We start from the raw sequence: 17,923 nt of genomic DNA, 5'->3' as shown, positions 1-17,923 counted from the left end.
AGCGCTAACGAGATGGCCGGGAATTATACGCTCGCCGTAAGGACAGGGATGGCAGTGACTCGCCAGTCATCGCCCACCGCACGGATTTCAGTGATTTTCAGCTCCGGCGCATCCTTCATATAGGCCAGCGGCCAGTCCAGCAATGGACGCGCCGTGGAGCCAAGGAACTTGCCGGCGATAAAGATCACGAACTCATCAACCAGACCGAACTGGGCAAACGCCCCCGCCAAACGCGGCCCGGCCTCGACCAGCACCTCGTTGACGTCACGGTTGGCCAACTCGACCAGCAATTGATGCAGGTCGACCTGACCGTCATCACCCGGCACGATCAAACATTCCGGGCCGTTGGCGTATTGCTCTTCGACGGCCATGCAGGTCGCGACCAGCGCCGGGCCAGCCTTGAAGAACGGTGCATCAAGCGGCACCCGCAGGCGCCCGTCGATCAGCACCCGCAGCGGCGGACGGCTCATGGCCAATGCGGTTTGTTCGGCATCCAGACCCAGTTCGTCGGCGCGAACCGTCAAGCGCGCGCCATCGGCCAGCACGGTATCGGCGCCGGTGAGCACCACGGCCGCCTGAGCGCGCAAACGCTGCACCGCCGAACGCGCGGACGGGCCGGTGATCCACTGGCTCTCGCCGCTTTCCATCGCCGTGCGACCGTCCAGACTCATGGCCAACTTGACTCGCACGAACGGCAAGCCGTGCTCCATGCGCTTCAAAAATCCGTGATTGAGCTTGCGCGCTTCGGCTTCCAGCACGCCGCTTTCAGTCGCAATGCCGGCATCGGCCAGACGCTGCAAACCGCGCCCGGCCACTTGCGGATTCGGATCACGCATTGCCGCAACCACTCGACCGACACCGGCAATGACCAGCGCTTCGGCGCACGGCGGCGTGCGCCCATGGTGGCTGCAAGGCTCAAGGGTGACGTAGGCCGTAGCGCCGCGGGCCAGTTCACCGGCGGCGCGCAAGGCGTGGACTTCGGCGTGAGGTTCGCCGGCGCGCTCGTGCCAGCCTTCGCCGACAATCTGCCCGTCCTTCACGATTACACAGCCAACCCGAGGATTGGGGTGCGTGGTGTAGTGACCTTTGCGCGCCAGTTCCAGCGCCCGCGCCATGAAGTGGGCGTCAAGGATGGCCTGCTCGGCGACGGTGGTCATTCTTTCACCGGTTCGCGGGCGAGGCGGTCGATTTCTTCGCGGAACTCGTTGAGGTCCTGGAAGCGCTTGTACACCGAAGCGAAACGGATGTAGGCGACTTCATCAAGCTTTTGCAGCTCGGCCATGACCAGTTCGCCGACCACGAGGGATTTGACCTCGCGCTCGCCGGTGGCGCGCAGCTTGTGCTTGATGTGGACCAGAGAGGATTCGAGGCGCTCGACGCTCACCGGACGTTTCTCCAGAGCGCGTTGCATGCCCGCGCGCAGTTTTTCTTCGTCGAACGGTTGGCGGCTGCCATCGGTTTTGATCAGGCGCGGCAACACCAGTTCGGCCGTCTCGAATGTCGTGAAACGTTCGCCGCAGGCCAGGCATTCACGCCGGCGGCGCACCTGTTCGCCCTCGGCGACCAGACGCGAGTCGATGACCTTGGTGTCGTTGGCACCGCAGAAGGGACAGTGCATGGTGGCTGGCAACAAAAAAAGGGAGGGCCATGGTAGCGCATCCCGGTGGCAAGACAAGACATAGGGTTTGCGGTATACAGACGGGCATGATCGTTTGATCCATGGATTTCATTTTGCCGGAGCTGCCAATGCCTTTACGTCCGCTCGTTTTGCTCAGTCTTTTCAGCCTGCTGGTGGCCTGTGGCAGCGATGCGCCCAAGCCGCAACCGCCCACCCCAGGCCCGGCGCCGCAGCAGGCGCAGAAAAAAGCCAGTCAGGCCGCCGCCCTCGGCCCGCTGCCAGCCCATCAACGCGAACTGAGCGGCACCCTGCAAGGCGTGCCGGCCGGTGCCGAAGTCGAACTGGCGCTGCTGGTGATCGATGCAAAGGATCGCCCGCAACAACTGCTCGCCAGCTCCAGCCTGATCGGCAACAACCAGATCCTGCCGTTTCACGTGCGCTTCAACCCCGAGGCCTTTCCGGCGGGGGCGCGGGTTGAGCTGCGTGGCCGTGCGAGTCAGTCCGGCCAACTGATCCTGCATCTACCGTCGCAAACCATCACCCAGCCGACCACACAGGCGTTGGGCCAGCTGCAATTCGTCAAAGCACCATGAATGCACCGCTCGACCTGCAACAGGCATTGGGTGAATTGCTCGGCGACGCCAGACTCAAGGCCTGCGCGTTGCCGGGCACCGATTTACAGCTCTGGCTGATCGACGGCGACAACATGGCGCGTGAATTCAGCCAGGACGAAACCCAGCGCATCTTGCATGAGCCGCCGTACTGGAGCTTTTGCTGGGCCAGCGGTCTGGCGGTGGCGCGCTATCTGGTTGAGTTTCCCGAATGGGTGCGCGGCAAGCGCGTGCTGGATTTCGGCGCCGGTTCTGGCATCGCCGGGATTGCAGCGGTGAAGGCCGGCGCGCTGGAAGTGGTGGCCTGTGATCTCGATCCGCTGGCGATTGCCGCCTGTCGGGCGAATGCCGCACTCAATGATGTGCAGATGAGTTATTCGACGGATTTCTTTGCCGAGGCGGATCGCTTTGATCTGATTCTGGTCGCGGATGTGTTGTACGACCGGGCGAATCTGCCGTTGCTGGATGCGTTTCTCAGCCGTGGCCGCGAGGCATTGGTGGCGGATTCTCGGGTCCGGGATTTTCACCATCCGTTGTATGAACGCATTGAGATGCTGGAGGCGATGACTTTGCCGGACCTGGCTGAGCCTGAAGAGTTTAGGCATGTCAGCCTCTACCATGCGCGGCGTTAGCTAAAAGCATCGCGGGCAAGCCCGCTCCCACATTGGTTCTGTATCGATCACAAATGCCCTGTGGGAGCGAGCTGGCTCGCGAAGGCGTCCGCCCACACAACACATATCTCAAAATCTGCCCCGCTTCCGGCCACCCCCCACCAAGCCGTATAGTTGCCCCATCCACGCTTTTACGAGATCCCCCATGAGTCAGCAAACGCCGTACATCTTCGACGCCACGACTGCCGATTTCGACCAGTCGGTGATCGAGGCTTCTTTCAACAAACCGGTGCTGGTGGATTTCTGGGCCGAGTGGTGTGCGCCGTGCAAGGCGTTGATGCCGATGCTGCAAGGCATTGCCGAGAGCTATCAGGGCGAGCTGCTGCTGGCCAAGGTCAATTGCGACATCGAGCAAGACATCGTCGCCCGTTTCGGCATTCGCAGCCTGCCGACCGTGGTGCTGTTCAAGGACGGTCAACCGGTGGACGGTTTTGCCGGCGCGCAACCGGAATCCGCCGTGCGTGCGTTGCTCGAACCGCATGTGCAGATGCCGCCGCCAGCCGCAGCCGATCCGCTCGAACAGGCTCAGGCGCTGTTCGATGACGGGCGCTACGCAGACGCCGAAGCGGCGTTGGTGGTGATGCTTAATGAAGACAACACGAACGCCAAGGCGCTGATTCTCTACGCGCGATGCCTGACTGAACGTGGTGAACTGGACGAAGCGCAAACCGTGCTCGATGCGGTCAAGAGCGATGAGCACAAAGCCGCACTGGCCGGGGCCAAGGCCCAGATCAAGTTCCTCGGCCTTGCCCGCGATCTGCCGGACGCCGCCGACCTGAAAGCACGTCTGGCGAAAGATCCGCAGGACGACGAAGCGGTGTATCAATTGTCGATCCAGCAACTGGCGCGTCAGCAATATGAAGCGGCGCTGGATGCCTTGCTCAAGTTGTTTATCCGCAATCGCAGCTATGGCGAGGGGTTGCCGCACAAGACGTTGTTGCAGGTTTTCGAGTTGTTGGGCAACGAGCATCCGCTGGTGACTGTTTACCGTCGCAAGATGTTTGCTGCGCTTTATTGAAGATCAAAAGATCGCAGCGTGCCGCAGCGCCTACAGGGGATCGCGGGCACCCTGCCGTTTTGCGGGTGAACGCTGAACCTGTAGGCGTTGCCGCAGGCTGCGATCTTTTGTTTATGCGGCCTACTCGATCCAGCTGTAAAGCGGCGTATCCCCGCCGCTCACCACTTTCACATCCGCACTATGCCGCAGCCGCACCAGCAGGCGCTTGCCTGACACCGCGCTGCCGGTCAGCCCTTCGAGCTGTTCCAGCAGATCCGGCCCACTGAGTTGCCCGGCCTTGCGCAACAGATCCTTGGCGAGCTGCCACAAGGCATCGTCCTGGTTCAGCGGTTTCACCGCTGGCGTCGTCGCAACGCCTTCAGGTTGAGCAATCGGCGCCTGCGCATTCAAGGCCGAACCGAGCCTGGCCCAATCGCTGTCATCCAGTTCCACCGTCAAATCCACCGGCAAGTCGCCGACGGTTCCGCGTATCCGCAACATTGAGTTCGCTCCCGCACATTTCTGACCTGCATGCTCCCACGGGACTTGTGTAACGCCAAGCGCACTACATCACCGGCCTCTGGTTTCTATCGAGCAATCGTCTACATTGGTCTCTTTTCTATGGGAAGGATGCCCATGTCTTCAGGACGAAAACTGGCCTCGAAGGGAGGCCCGACCTCAACGGGCGGCGTGATTCTTGAGGGGAACGAAAACCTCAATATCGAAGGAAAGATCATCGCTTCCATCGGACAATTGGCCAGTTGTCCGGTATGCGGTCCCGGCAAAGGCCCGATCGTGGCGGTGGGTGAAAGAACACTGATATTGCCTGCTGGCCCGGCGGCATTGGTAGATGACTATGTCGCCTGCGGATGCCCGCCCATGTCCAACAAGTTGTTGCCCCAACAACACAGTGGTTTTGCCGGAATAGGCCGCCCTGCCCCGATTGACATGGGCCCGCCAATTGCCGCGGTGACTTCGTATCGTTATCTACAAGTGATCATCGAACGCTTGGACGACACCGAAAAACCCGGACTGGCCTACAAACTCAAGGACAAGAAAAAGGTGGCTGTCTTGCAAGACAGCACCTGTAGCGCCACAGGCGAGGGCTGCGAACACCCTGTAGAAAACCACGCGGATTACGACACCCTGTTGGTCGGGGAAGATTCCGACTGGACGTTTTACGCCTACGAAGAACCTCTGAATCAGGACCTGCCATGAAATCGGAAATCAAACTGGTCTTTAAAGACTTTCTGATGCAGCCACCGCAAGGCGTTAAATTTCAGTTGCTGGTGGATGGTCTGGTGATTGATGACAACATCATTCAGAACGATGACAAACCCCGAGTTTACTCACTCATCTCTGACAAGGGGCAAACCGGAATCACCCTCTCGGGTACAAAGAAATTGCCGTCAATAAAAACCAGCGGTAGTCACGAAGTCTCCGTTCAGATCGTGGGTGCATCCGGGGCGACAAAGGCGATGCACACGGCCTCGCTGACAGAGGGTAAATCTTTGTCGATCGTTGCCGTCTCTCCATGGGTGAAAGTGCCCCTGTCCACCAGCGGTGCCGTTTCGAATGACACCTTTTACGAGGTGGAATACGGGGTCAAACGCAAAAACGAGACCCGCACCGTAAAAGTGGTCATCCAGGACATGCCGCGCCGAATACTGATGGAGGCGCTTTCACACCGAGGATCCACGCAATGGGCGGGCAACAAGAGCAAAAAGTCTTTGTCGCATCCAACGCTAAAGCAAAGTGTGGAATTCCCGGCAGACACGAACAAATGCAATCTGTTTGTATATGATGTCCTGACTTCGATCGGGGTCAACGTAGCCTTGATCGAACATGGAAAATCCAAATACCTGCCGTATTTTTCCAAGGTCAGTCCACCGCTGGCAGGTGAATGGGCTGACAGTTCACGACTTCTCAACAGTTGGAAAGTAGAGCGTTCCCCTCTGCCGGGCGACGTCGGTGCCTATGCTGTCAACTACTCGGATGCCAGCGGTCACGTCGGTTTTGTCCTGACTCAGGGCGTCTGCATTTCCGCAGGCTGGGACAAAGTCGAGGTCAATGATGCAGGCTTTCGTAATGCCTCGGGCAATGCGGTAGGCAGTGACCATGACTTCACCATTTTCCGGCGCTATAAACACAGCAAACCACAATGAACCGACTCTTCTGGATACTTCTGACAATCCCGCTTCTGCTGATCGTGGCCTGGCGCTTTTGGTCGCCTGCCGATCTTTCATCCTGTGCGAAAGATGCCAAGGCAACAGGGACGATTACCGTATTCATTCGTGACTACTTTGAGCGCAACGCTCGTACCGACTGGCGGGAGATGGACGACCGCTTCGACGTGCTATCCACGCCGGAAGGCCAAAAAATTGCTGGCCAACCACGGGTGTATGTCTGCGAAGCGTTGCAGATACTGCGAAGCCCATCCTTCAGTCAGAGCGAAAAAATCTACACCACCGCCCTGATGTTCCAGTTGCCGATCAGTCAGTACATGGGCTTCATGGATTACAGCCATCAACTCTATGTAGAAGAAAGAATCGATAGGGAAGTGATGACACTGGTCGTACTTCCACGCGGAACGGCCATCAATTACTGGTGGCTGCCAGCATGGCGCCAGCGCTTCTCTCGCGATGCACCGAACGTGCTCGACGCAGATCTGATCAACCATGTCCTATCGGGACACTATTGGTTCGAATATCCCGGCGCAGGCTTCTGACTCTAAGAATGTGCCCTCCAATCTACGCGCCGCCCCGGAACCCATCCCGGGCGGTGCTCAGTCATGTCTTGCGCAAAGCGGAACAGCCGGGCAAACTCTGCGCACTTTCGTTATAAGATTACATAACAAACTTTTCATTTTACTGTTCGGAGACCGTCATGCGCCGTCTGCTGCTCGCTTTGCCGTTTGCCCTGTTGCCGCTGGCCATCGTCCATGCTGCCAATGAGCATGACCACGACCATGAACACGGTAGCCTCGGCGCGCATGAACATGGCGTTGGCCGTCTCAACGCTGCACTGGATGGCCAGACGCTGGAACTTGAACTGGAAAGCCCGGCGATGAATCTGGTGGGTTTCGAACACGCCGCCACCACGGATGCCGACAAGGCCAAGGTTGCCGCTGCCCGTGCGCAACTTGAAAAGCCATTGGCCCTGTTCAACCTGCCGGCCGCTGCCGGTTGCAAAGTGGTCAGCCAGGAACTGGAAAGCCCCTTGTTCGGTGACAAGCCCGACGCAGACGACCACGACGATGACGCGGGCAAGGACAGTCACGAGCATCACCACGACCACAGCGAAATCCACGCGCACTATCAGTTCAGCTGCGCGACTCCGGGCGCCTTGAAGACGCTGGATCTGGCGACTGTCTTCAGCACCTTCCCGGCGACTCAGAAAATTCAGGTACAACTGATCAGCGCAAGCGGCCAGCAAGGTACGGAAGTGACGGCGAAGGCTGCCTCGCTGAAATTCTAAAAACACCGAAAATCCCCTGTGGGAGCGAGCCTGCTCGCGAATGTAATCGAACAGTCAACATCGTTGCTGACTGATTCACCGCTTTCGCGAGCAAGCTCGCTTCCACAGGGGTTCCGTGTTCAACCATGAAATTGGTGTCATGACCCAAGCACTTATCGAACTGTCCGACCTGGGCTTCAGTTGGCCCGGTCACCCACTGCTGCTGGACATCCCGGCGTTTCGGCTGGAAGCGGGTGAAACCCTGTTCCTCAAAGGCCCCAGCGGCAGCGGCAAGACGACCCTGCTCGGCTTGCTTGGCGGTGTGCAGCAACCCGATCGCGGCAGCATTCGTCTGCTGGGCCAGGAGCTGACCGAACTCTCGGCCGGTGCCCGCGACACATTCCGTGTCGACCACACCGGCTACATATTCCAGCAGTTCAACCTGCTGCCGTTTCTCTCGGTGCGCGAGAACGTCGAGTTACCCTGCCACTTCTCGAAATTGCGCGCTGAACGGGCGAAACAGCGTCACGGCAGTGTCGATCAAGCCGCCGCCACCCTGCTCGCGCATTTGGGGCTGAAGGACGAAAGCATCCTCAGTCGCCGCGCCGACTCGCTGTCCATTGGTCAGCAACAACGAGTCGCCGCCGCCCGTGCGTTGATCGGTCAGCCAGAACTGGTGATCGCCGACGAACCGACCTCGGCGCTGGACTACGACGCCCGGGAAAACTTCATTCGCCTGTTGTTCGCCGAATGCCGCGAGGCCGGTTCCAGCCTGCTGTTCGTCAGCCATGACCAGAGTCTGGCGCCGCTGTTCGACCGTCATCTGTCCCTGGCCGAGCTCAATCGCGCCGCCACGTCTGCCGAGGTCTGAGATGTATCTGTTTCGTCTGGCCATGGCCAGCCTGGCCAACCGCCGCTTCACCGCGTTGCTCACTGCATTCGCCATCGCCCTGTCGGTCTGCCTGCTGCTCGCCGTCGAGCGAGTGCGCACCGAAGCCAAAGCCAGTTTCGCCAGCACCATCAGCGGCACCGACCTGATTGTCGGCGCCCGCTCCGGTTCGGTGAATCTGCTACTGTACTCGGTGTTTCGCATCGGCAACGCCACCAACAACATCCGTTGGGACAGCTTCGAACACTTCGCCAACAACCCGAAAGTGAAGTGGGCGATCCCGATGTCGCTGGGCGACTCCCACCGCGGCTACCGCGTGATGGGCACCACCGAAGCCTATTTCGAGCATTACCAATACGGCCGCCAGCAGCATCTGGCGCTGGCCGACGGTCGCGCCTTTGCCACCGATCCATTTGAAGTGGTGCTCGGCGCCGAAGTGGCCGACGCGCTGCATTACAAGCTCGGCGACAAACTGGTGCTGGCCCATGGCGTGGCCGCGATCAGCCTGGTCAAACACGACGACAAACCGTTTACCGTGGTCGGCGTTCTCAAGCGCACCGGTACGCCGGTGGATCGCACGCTGCACATCAGCCTTGGCGGCATGGAGGCGATTCACATCGACTGGCACAACGGCGTGCCGGCCCGTGGCAATGGCCGGATCAGTGCGGATCAGGCGCGAAACATGGACCTGACGCCGCAAGCGATCACCGCGTTCATGCTGGGCCTCACCAGCAAGATTTCCACCTTTGCCCTGCAACGCGAGATCAATGAATTCCGTGGCGAACCGATGCTGGCCATCCTGCCGGGCGTGGCCTTGCAGGAACTGTGGAGCCTGATGAGCACCGCCGAAAAAGCGCTGTTCGTGGTCTCGCTGTTCGTGGTGCTGACCGGGTTGATCGGCATGCTTACGGCGATTCTCACCAGCCTCAACGAGCGGCGCCGCGAGATGGCAATCCTGCGTTCGGTGGGTGCGCGACCGTGGCACATTGCGAGTCTGCTGGTGCTGGAAGCCTTTGCCCTGGCGTTGACCGGAGTGATCGCCGGACTGGCGTTGTTGTACATCGGCATTGCGGCTGCGCAGGGTTACGTGCAGGCCAATTACGGTTTGTTCCTGCCGCTGGCGTGGCCGAGCGAGTATGAATGGACGCTGCTCGGTGGCATTCTGGCGGCCGCGCTGCTGATGGGCAGCGTACCGGCCTGGCGCGCCTATCGCCAATCTTTGGCCGATGGCCTGTCGATCCGTTTATGAGGATGTTCACCATGCCCCGCGCTCTGCTCGCGCTGTTATTGCTGGTCGCCCTGCCCGTGTGGGCAGCCGCGCCAAAAGATCTGACCTGGTCGGAAATGATCCCGCCCGACGCCGCGCCGGAAGTGCCGAACATGACGCCTCTGCACGACCTGTCGAAAATGAGCGATGCGTTGTCGGCTGAGTCGGCGCCAGCCGCCAAACAGGACTTGCCGAATGCGCCGGTGGTGCAAAGCCTCGACGGCCAGAACATTCGCCTGCCGGGCTATATCGTGCCGCTGGAAGTCAATGAAGAGGGGCGCACCACGGACTTCTTGCTGGTGCCGTATTTCGGCGCCTGCATCCACGTGCCGCCACCACCGTCGAACCAGATCGTGCATGTGAAAAGCGAACTCGGGGTGAAGCTCGATGAGCTGTATCAACCTTACTGGATCGAGGGACCGATGCAGGTCAAGGCGTCCAGCAGTGAACTGGCGGATGCCGGGTATCAGATGGAGGCAGACAAGATTTATGTGTATGAGCTGCCGGAATAACTCCGCGGTTTCTGTGTTGTTTGTGAGGCCCCTATCGCTGGCAAGCCGGCTCCCACAGGTTTCTTCGATGAAACATGATTTGTGAACGACTCGATCACTGTGGGTGCTGGCTTGCCAGCGACGAGGCCGGTAAAGGTTCCACAAACACCCGCCCCTTCACTGTTTCATTGAGCTGAGTCAAAAGACCGGATCAGACGGCTCCATACAATAGGACATCAGAAAATTTTAATGTCCTTTTGGAGCCCCCATGAACAAGTCCTTGCTCAGCGCTTCGCTGGTTGCCCTCGCGCTTGCAGCCCCGCTCGCCCACGCCCACGAAGCCGGCGACATCCTGATCCGTGCCGGTGCGATCACCGTCAACCCGAAGGCCGACAGCTCCAGCGTCAAGGTCGATCAGGGTCCGTTGAGCGGCGCCAATCTGGGCGGCAAGGCGACCATGAGCAGCGACACTCAACTGGGTTTGAACTTCGCTTACATGCTCACCAGCCACGTCGGTATCGAGTTGCTTGCAGCCACGCCGTTCGAACATGACGTGAAGCTCAAAGGCACTGCCCTGCCAGCGGCCAATGGCAAACTCGGCACGCTGAAACACCTGCCACCGACCCTCAGCGTCGTCTACTACCCGCTGGATTCGAAGTCGGCTTTCCAGCCGTATGTCGGCGGCGGCATCAACTACACCTGGATCTACGACGAACACGTCGGCAGTGAAGCCAGCGCCAACGGTTTCAGCAACTTCAAGGCGAAAAACTCCTGGGGTCTGGCGTGGCAGGTCGGTGCGGATTACATGATCACCGACAACATCATGCTCAACGCGCAAGTGCGTTACATCGATATCGACACCCGCGCGACCGTTGAAAACAACGCTGTTGCACCGGGCACCCGGGCACGGGTGAATGTGGATGTGGATCCGTTCATCTACATGGTCGGTTTGGGCTATAAGTTCTAAGCCGGATGTACAGAACGTTCACGTGGTGGTGAATGAGGCTTGGTGGTGAGCAGGTTGAAACTGAAGGCGACTGATGTGCAGTCGATCGGGGAATAAAATTCCCTTGCCACAGGAATTGAGAAAAATTCCGGCCGTGAAAAAGGCGCCTGTTGAAGGGCGCCTTTTTCATGCCTGGGAGATTTGTGGAGTTTGATAGATCCAGCCCCCTCACCCCAGCCCTCTCCCTCAGGGAGAGGGGGAAAGGGAGCAGATCTTCGAGCTGTTCATGACCTGAGTTCGACTCGATATTTCAGGTCGGTGTACTTCGCTAAAACAACCCGGTCAGTCCCCTCTCCCTCTGGGAGAGGGTTAGGGTGAGGGGCTTTTCAGGCGCGCCCCAACAACCGTGCCAAACCCACATTCATCGGCGTTTGGGATGGCATTTCGAATCGCTCGAGCAACCGCCGATTGTTCGCCCGCGAATGGCGGATGTCGCCCGAGCGCGCCGGGCCGTAGCTGATCGGCGGCAACTCTCCGACAACCTTTTGCAGCTCGGCGAGCATCTGCTTGAGGCTCATCGCCTGGTTCCAGCCGACGTTCACCGCGCCGATGTCGACTACAGGCTTTTCGATTGCCTGCACCAGAATGTCGACCAGATCCTCGACATAGAGGAAGTCGCGCGTCTGCTCGCCATCGCCGAACACGGTGATCGGCAAGCCGTTGTGCGCGCGTTCGCTGAAGATGCTGATGACCCCCGAGTACGGCGAGGATGGATCCTGGCGTGGGCCGAAGATATTGAAAAAGCGGAAAATCGCTGGTTCAAGGCCATGCTGGCGGCGGTAGAAATCGAAGTAGTGCTCGCCGGCCAGTTTGTCCGACGCGTAGGGCGTCAACGGGGCTTTTGGCGTGTCTTCGTCAATCGACTCGCCCTCGCCGTTGTTGCCGTACACCGCTGCGCTGGAGGCGTACAACACGCGCTTGACCCCAGCCAGACGCATGGCTTCGCAGACGTTCAAGGTGCCGATGAAATTGCTCTGGTGAGTCTTCACCGGATCATCCACCGACGCCTGCACCGAGGCCACGGCCGCCAAATGCGCGACTGCGCTGCAGCCCTGCACCGCTTGGGCAACCAGGGCCGCATCGGCGACATCGCCAACCATCAGTTCCACCCGAGGATTGTCCAGCGGCAGGTTGCTGCGTTTGCCGGTCGACAGGTCGTCCAGTATCCGCACCGAATGACCCTTGGCGAGCAAGGCGTCAGTCAGGTGCGAGCCAATGAACCCGGCGCCGCCGGTGATTAAGACAGTGCCTTCAGCCATGGCGATAAAACCTATCCAGTAAGCCCGGGAGCGCGGCACGCCAGGCGCGCGGCTTGATCCCGAAAGTGTGCAGAATTTTCTTGCAGGCCAGCACCGCGTGTTGCGGTTCCTCGGCAGCGTCCGGCCGTGCGGCGTGAGCCTGGGCGGTCGGCGCTTCGATGGCCAGCGCGTGGAGGCTGCGGGCCTCGGTCAGAATCGCCTGACCCAGCGCCAGCGGTGTGGTCGCCTCATGCCCGGCGTAGTGATACGTGCCCCACAGCGGCGCTGCGCAATCGAGTTGCTTGAGCACCGAGATGATCACCCGTGCGGCATCGTCGACCGGCGTCGGATTGCCTCGGCGATCATCGGCCATGAGCAACTCTTCCGGCAGTTCGGCGCGGGCAAGGAAACGCCCGAGCGTGCCTTGCGCGCTGTCATCGAGCAGCCAGCCGAAACGCAGCAACACATGCTGTGGGCAGGTGGCGCGAACGCTTTGCTCGATCCGCCACAACGCCTGACCGCGCAGGCCCAGCGGCACCGGTTCGTCTTTTTCGCTGTACGCGGTCGCACGCGAGCCGTCGAACACCCGATAACTGGACGGTTGCACGAGGACGATATTGTGGTGCTGGCACAGTTCGGCCAGACGTTCGATGGCGCGCTCCTGCCCGGCCATGCGGCTTTCGCTGACCGTTTCGGCCTGGAACCAGTCGAAATAGTAGGCGAGGTTGATCAACGCATCCGGACGAGTGTCGTCAAGCAGTTGCGTCAGGCTCGCGGCATCCCAGCCGTCTTCTGGCGGGCGGGGGGCGAGGAAACCGATGTCTTCTTCCGCACCGAGGCGAATCAGCGCCTGCCCAAGGGCATTTCCGCCGCCCAGTAACATAAGGCGCATTCGCATAAAGTCAGCAGGCCCAGTCTGATTGGAACGATGGCTTTGGCGACGATGCTAACGGCACCGTCGTCGATAATTGCCGGAATCGTTGCATTTTGCGGGTTTAGTGCGCAACCGTCACTTTTAAAGTGCAGATCGCCAAAAATTGCCTCCCTGTAAGTGGCCTCATCGCTGGCAAGCCAGCTCCCACAGGTTTCGTGGTGTCTCCAAATTCTGTGGGTTGAGGCAACAACGGGGTGGAGGTGTTCACAAATCCTGTGGGAGCTGGCTTGCCAGCGATGAGGCCCCCCGTGCCAGCCGAGCCCCCCAGCGGTACTTGCATCTTCCCGCCCTCGCCCGCATAACTTGTCCCATGAATCTGCCCCTCTCCACGGACGCGGCCCTGGCAGGCTTTCACCCCGCCGTCAGCGCCTGGTTCAGTAACACTTTTGCGACGGTCACCGCCGCTCAGGCCCGCGCATGGCCGTTGATCCGGCAGCGCCGCTCAACATTGATCGCCGCACCCACGGGTTCAGGGAAAACCCTCACCGCGTTTCTTGCCGTGCTCGACGACCTCGTCCACCGCGGCTTGCAAAATCCTGCCGGCCTGCCCGACGAAACCCTCGTGGTCTACGTCTCGCCGCTGAAGGCGCTGTCCAACGACATCCGCATCAACCTGCAAAATCCGCTCGCCGGGATTACCGAACAGTTACGACAGATGGGCTTGCCGCAACTGGAAATCACCACCGCCGTGCGCACCGGCGACACCCCGCAGAAAGAACGCGCCGCCATGCGCAAAATCGCGCCACACATTTTGGTGACCACCCCGGAATCGCTTTACGTGCTGCTGGGTTCAGAGTCGGGACGCAAAATGCTCGGCACCACGCGCACCGTGATCATCGACGAAATCCACGCCATGGCCGCCGGTAAACGTGGCAGTCACCTGGCCCTGAGCCTGGAACGCCTGCAAGCACTGTGCGCCGAACCGCTGACCCGCATCGGCCTGTCCGCCACGCAGAAACCGGTGGAAGCCGTGGCGCAGTTTCTCGTCGGCCATGATCGGACCTGCGACATCATTGATATCGGCCATGCACGCCCACGGGATCTGGGCATTGAGGTGCCGCCGGTGCCGTTGTCCGCCGTCATGGCCAACGACGTTTGGGAGTTGGTCTACGATCGCCTCGCCGAACTGGCCCGCGAGCACCGCACCACGCTGATTTTCGTCAACACCCGCCGCCTCGCCGAGCGCTTGAGCCGCCACCTCAGCGAACGCTTGGGCAAACACGCAGTGGCCGCGCACCACGGCAGCCTCGCCAGGGAATTTCGCCTCGATGCCGAACAGCGGCTCAAGCGCGGTGAGCTGCAAGTGCTGATAGCCACCGCGTCGCTGGAGCTGGGCATTGATATCGGTGAAGTCGATCTGGTCTGCCAGATCGCCTCGCCCCGCTCCATCGCCGGGTTTCTGCAACGAGTGGGTCGCTCCGGCCACCAGGTGGGCGGCACGCCCAAGGGCCGACTGTTCGCCACCACCCGTGACGACCTGATCGAATGCGCCGCCCTGCTTGACTGCGTACGCCGTGGCGAACTCGACACCCTGCACATCCCCGAAGCACCGCTGGACGTGCTGGCGCAGCAGATCATCGCCGAAGTCAGTTGCCGGGAATGGTCGGAAGACGCGTTGCTGGCGATGTTTCGCCAGGCCTCGCCCTATCGAAATCTTGACGAAAACCACTATCAGGCCCTGCTGACGATGCTCGCCGAGGGCTTCAACGGCCGCCAAGGCATTCGCAGCGCCTACCTGCACCGCGACGCTGTCAGCCGCACCTTGCGTGGCCGTCGTGGCGCGCGACTGGCAGCGGTGACCAGCGGCGGGACCATTCCGGACAACGCCGACTACAGCGTGATGCTTGAGCCGCAAGGCCTCAACATCGGCAGCGTCAACGAAGACTTTGCCGTGGAAAGCATTGCCGGCGACGTCTTTCAACTCGGCAACACGTCCTATCGCATCCTGCGGGTGGAAACCGGCAAAGTGCGGGTCGAGGATGCGCAAGGACAGCCGCCAAGCATTCCGTTCTGGCTTGGCGAAGCACCGGGGCGCAGCGATGAGTTGTCGGCCGCCGTGGCGCGTCTGCAAGCGACGCTCGACGAGTTGCTCGGCGCCAGCCCCGGCAATCTGCAACCGGCGCTCGACTGGCTCATGCAGACCCTTGGCCTGAACCTCGCCAGCGCCGAACAACTGGTCGAATACCTGGCCCGCGCACGACAGACCCTCGGCGCCCTGCCGTCGCAAGACACGTTGCTGATGGAGCGGTTTTTCGACGAGTCCGGCGGCACGCAACTGATCATTCATTCACCGTTCGGCAGCCGCATCAACCGCGCCTGGGGCCTGGCCCTGCGCAAGCGTTTCTGCCGCACCTTCAATTTCGAATTGCAGGCGGCAGCCAGTGAAGACGCGATCGTGCTGTCACTGTCGACCAGCCACAGTTTCGAACTCGATGACGTCTGGCGCTACCTGCACAGCAACAGCGCCGAACACCTGCTGATTCAGGCAGTGCTTGATGCACCGCTGTTCGGCGTGCGCTGGCGCTGGAATGCCGGGGTGGCGCTGGCGTTGCCGCGTTTTACTGGGGGGCGCAAAGTCGCGCCGCAGTTGCAGCGCATGAAGAGTGAAGACCTGATCGCCAGCGTGTTCCCCGATCAGATCGCCTGCCTGGAAAACCTCGCAGGCGAGCGGGATATTCCCGCGCATCCGCTGGTGGAACAGACCCTCGACGATTGTCTGCACGAGGCGATGGACTGCGAAGGCTGGCTCACCCTGCTACGGCGCATGGAGGCTGGCGAGGTGCGTTTGATCAGCCGCGATCTGCCAGCGCCATCACCGCTGGCGGCGGAAATCCTCAGTGCCCGGCCGTATGCCTTTCTCGACGATGCACCGCTGGAGGAGCGCCGCACTCAAGCGGTGATCAACCGTCGCTGGAGCGATCCGCAATCCACCGATGACCTCGGTGCGCTGGACGCCGACGCCATTTGCGCTGTGGGTGAAGAAGCCTGGCCGGCGCCGGGCAATCTCGATGAAATGCATGAGGCGTTGATGAGCCTGGCGTGTATCAGTGACCTGGAGGTTGAGGCCAACCCACAGTGGCGCGAATGGCTGGATGCACTGACCAGCGCTGGTCGCGCCTGTTTCCTGAAGGCCAACCCACAACGTTCGTTGTGGCTGGCGCGAGAACGACTGACGTGCCTGCAAGCACTTTATCCACAGGCCACGCTGCAACCGCAGCAGCAAGCCCTGCCCGGTTTCGATGAAGCCTGGACTTTGGATGAAGCGCTGGTCGAGGTTATTCGTGCGCGGCTCGGTGCATTCGGCCCGCTGCCGTTAAGTGCCATCGCCGAACCTTTGGCGCTCGCCGGCGCGCAAGTCGCACAGGCGCTCGCTCATCTTGAGCGCGAAGGTTATGTGCTGCGCGGCCAGTTCACGCCGGGCGTGGCAGTTGAAGAATGGTGCGAGCGGCATCTGCTGGCGCGCATCCACCGTTACACGGTCAAACGCCTGCGCCGGGAAATCGAACCGGTGGCGCTACAGGACTTCATGCGTTTTCTGTTTGACTGGCAGCATCTGTCGCCCAGCACGCAGGGCCAGGGCAGCGCCGTGCTGCCGGCGATTGTCGGCCAGTTCGAAGGTTACGCAGCAGCAGCGTCGGCATGGGACAGCGACATTCTGCCGACGCGCCTGAAGGACTATTCACCGAGTTGGCTGGATGACTTGTGCCGCAACGGCAAACTGGTGTGGACACGCCTCAGCGCCCGCCAGAAAGTCAGCGGCACGGCGTTGCGCAGCACACCGATCGTGCTGCTGCCGCGCAGTCAGGTCGGTTTGTGGAGCGGGCTCGCCGAGCAGACGCCGGTTAGTGAACTTTCGGCAAAAACGCAGAAAGCATTCGAAGCCTTGAGTCAGCACGGCGCGTTGTTTTTCGACGAGTTGATTCACGAAGCGCATCTGCTGCGCACCGAGCTGGAAATCGCCTTGCAGGAACTGGTGGGCGCCGGTCTCGTGAACGCCGACAGCTTCGCCGGCCTGCGTGCGCTGATCACCCCGGCGAGCAAGCGCCAGCAACGCAGCAGTCGGCGCGGGCGCGGAGCGTTTATCGGCGGCATGGACGACGCCGGGCGCTGGGCATTGTTGCGGCGCGGGCCGGTTGTGGAGAACCCGAGCCTCCCCGCCGAAACACTCGAACACGTCGCCATGACCTTGCTACGGCGCTACGGCGTGGTGTTCTGGCGCTTGCTGGAGCGTGAGGCCGACTGGTTGCCGAGCTGGCGCGAATTGCTGCGTACGTTTCATCGACTGGAAGCGCGCGGCGAGATTCGTGGCGGACGCTTTGTCAGTGGTCTGGCGGGTGAGCAATTTGCCTTGCCAGAGGCGATTCCGTTGCTACGCGAAGTGCGGCGCCGGCCGCCTGACGGCAGCTTGATTACGGTGTGTGGAGTTGACCCGCTGAATCTGGCCGGGACGTTGTTGCCGGGGGCAAAAGTGCCGGCGCTGGCGAGCAATCGGCTGGTGTATCGGGATGGCCTTCCTGCTGCGGCGGTGATTGCCGGCAAGCAGCAGGTTTGGCTGGAACTGGATCAGGAAAACATGCTTGAGCTACAGCGCGAGCTGATCCGGCATTGATATCGACGGGGCAGGCCTCATCGCGGGCAAGCCCGCTCCCACAGGTTTCTGGGTGATGCCTTGATAGCCGTCACACCATAAACCACTGTGGGAGCGGGCTTGCCCGCGATGAGGCCTGCAATCCCGGCGCAACACT

General features: G+C 60.9%; 17 protein-coding genes. 12 read left to right on the top strand and 5 right to left on the bottom strand.

Annotated elements, in window-relative coordinates:
- Positions 1-23: 23 nt before the first annotated feature.
- Together ribD and nrdR are read right to left on the bottom strand one after the other, a co-directional pair.
- Complete coding sequence (gene ribD / locus AB4P91_RS09100; protein ID WP_395604660.1) at positions 24-1,157, bottom strand: bifunctional diaminohydroxyphosphoribosylaminopyrimidine deaminase/5-amino-6-(5-phosphoribosylamino)uracil reductase RibD; 1,134 nt, start codon at positions 1,155-1,157, stop codon at positions 24-26.
- Positions 1,154-1,618 (bottom strand): transcriptional regulator NrdR, encoded by a 465-nt coding sequence (gene nrdR, locus AB4P91_RS09095; RefSeq protein WP_007910946.1) that lies wholly within the window; start codon positions 1,616-1,618, stop codon positions 1,154-1,156. The genes ribD and nrdR overlap by 4 nt, the downstream gene beginning before the upstream one ends.
- 128 nt (positions 1,619-1,746) lie before the next feature.
- On the opposite strand from nrdR, the gene AB4P91_RS09090 reads away from it, so the two are divergent.
- The 3 genes from AB4P91_RS09090 to trxA all read left to right on the top strand — a co-directional run bounded on the left by AB4P91_RS09090 (position 1,747) and on the right by trxA (position 3,918).
- A complete protein-coding gene (locus tag AB4P91_RS09090; protein ID WP_150595197.1) occupies positions 1,747-2,211 on the top strand; it encodes a YbaY family lipoprotein in 465 nt (154 codons plus the stop codon).
- Positions 2,208-2,861 (top strand): class I SAM-dependent methyltransferase, encoded by a 654-nt coding sequence (locus AB4P91_RS09085; protein WP_395604659.1) that lies wholly within the window; start codon positions 2,208-2,210, stop codon positions 2,859-2,861. The genes AB4P91_RS09090 and AB4P91_RS09085 overlap by 4 nt, the downstream gene beginning before the upstream one ends.
- Before the next feature lie 184 nt (positions 2,862-3,045).
- A complete protein-coding gene (trxA, locus tag AB4P91_RS09080; protein ID WP_150598264.1) occupies positions 3,046-3,918 on the top strand; it encodes a thioredoxin in 873 nt (290 codons plus the stop codon).
- A gap of 120 nt (positions 3,919-4,038) precedes the next feature.
- Here the strand turns inward: trxA and AB4P91_RS09075 are convergent, their stop codons facing one another.
- Positions 4,039-4,398, bottom strand: a complete 360-nt coding sequence (locus AB4P91_RS09075; RefSeq protein ID WP_150598265.1) for a hypothetical protein — start codon at positions 4,396-4,398, stop codon at positions 4,039-4,041.
- Between the two features lie 135 nt (positions 4,399-4,533).
- On the opposite strand from AB4P91_RS09075, the gene AB4P91_RS09070 reads away from it, so the two are divergent.
- The 8 genes from AB4P91_RS09070 (at position 4,534) to AB4P91_RS09035 (ending at position 10,967) form a co-directional block, all read left to right on the top strand.
- A complete protein-coding gene (locus AB4P91_RS09070) occupies positions 4,534-5,115 on the top strand; it encodes a PAAR domain-containing protein (protein ID WP_224790603.1) in 582 nt (193 codons plus the stop codon).
- A complete protein-coding gene (locus AB4P91_RS09065; RefSeq protein ID WP_395604658.1) occupies positions 5,112-6,062 on the top strand; it encodes a CHAP domain-containing protein in 951 nt (316 codons plus the stop codon). Before AB4P91_RS09070 ends, AB4P91_RS09065 begins: the two co-directional genes overlap by 4 nt.
- Complete coding sequence (locus AB4P91_RS09060) at positions 6,059-6,625, top strand: hypothetical protein (RefSeq protein WP_042561305.1); 567 nt, start codon at positions 6,059-6,061, stop codon at positions 6,623-6,625. The genes AB4P91_RS09065 and AB4P91_RS09060 overlap by 4 nt, the downstream gene beginning before the upstream one ends.
- Positions 6,626-6,783: 158 nt before the next feature.
- On the top strand, positions 6,784-7,374 hold the full coding sequence (locus AB4P91_RS09055) for a DUF2796 domain-containing protein (protein ID WP_395604657.1): 591 nt from the start codon (positions 6,784-6,786) through the stop codon (positions 7,372-7,374).
- 139 nt (positions 7,375-7,513) lie between these two features.
- Entirely contained in the window at positions 7,514-8,224 is a 711-nt protein-coding gene (locus AB4P91_RS09050) for an ABC transporter ATP-binding protein (protein WP_395604656.1), read from the top strand.
- Between the two features lies 1 nt (position 8,225).
- A complete protein-coding gene (locus tag AB4P91_RS09045) occupies positions 8,226-9,491 on the top strand; it encodes an ABC transporter permease (RefSeq protein ID WP_395604655.1) in 1,266 nt (421 codons plus the stop codon).
- An 11-nt stretch (positions 9,492-9,502) separates the two neighbouring features.
- Entirely contained in the window at positions 9,503-10,021 is a 519-nt protein-coding gene (locus AB4P91_RS09040) for a DUF3299 domain-containing protein (RefSeq protein WP_042562226.1), read from the top strand.
- A 247-nt stretch (positions 10,022-10,268) separates the two neighbouring features.
- Complete coding sequence (locus tag AB4P91_RS09035) at positions 10,269-10,967, top strand: OmpW family protein (protein ID WP_150595190.1); 699 nt, start codon at positions 10,269-10,271, stop codon at positions 10,965-10,967.
- Between the two features lie 365 nt (positions 10,968-11,332).
- On the opposite strand, the gene AB4P91_RS09030 is transcribed toward AB4P91_RS09035, so the two are convergent.
- A complete protein-coding gene (locus AB4P91_RS09030; RefSeq protein WP_150595189.1) occupies positions 11,333-12,265 on the bottom strand; it encodes an NAD-dependent epimerase/dehydratase family protein in 933 nt (310 codons plus the stop codon).
- Positions 12,258-13,142, bottom strand: a complete 885-nt coding sequence (locus tag AB4P91_RS09025) for a sugar nucleotide-binding protein (protein ID WP_042561311.1) — start codon at positions 13,140-13,142, stop codon at positions 12,258-12,260. Before AB4P91_RS09025 ends, AB4P91_RS09030 begins: the two co-directional genes overlap by 8 nt.
- Before the next feature lie 346 nt (positions 13,143-13,488).
- Here AB4P91_RS09025 and AB4P91_RS09020 point away from each other — a divergent pair, with 346 nt between their 5' ends.
- Positions 13,489-17,787: a DEAD/DEAH box helicase gene (locus tag AB4P91_RS09020; RefSeq protein ID WP_395604654.1), complete on the top strand. Its 4,299-nt coding sequence runs from the start codon at positions 13,489-13,491 to the stop codon at positions 17,785-17,787.
- Positions 17,788-17,923: the final 136 nt, after the last annotated feature.

The sequence above is a fragment of the Pseudomonas sp. B21128 genome (genome assembly GCF_044218865.1).
GTDB classification, from domain to species: Bacteria; Pseudomonadota; Gammaproteobacteria; order Pseudomonadales; family Pseudomonadaceae; genus Aquipseudomonas; species Aquipseudomonas iridis.
The sequence above is the reverse complement of the archived record's forward strand: the minus strand, read 5'-3'. Positions and strand labels throughout refer to the sequence as shown.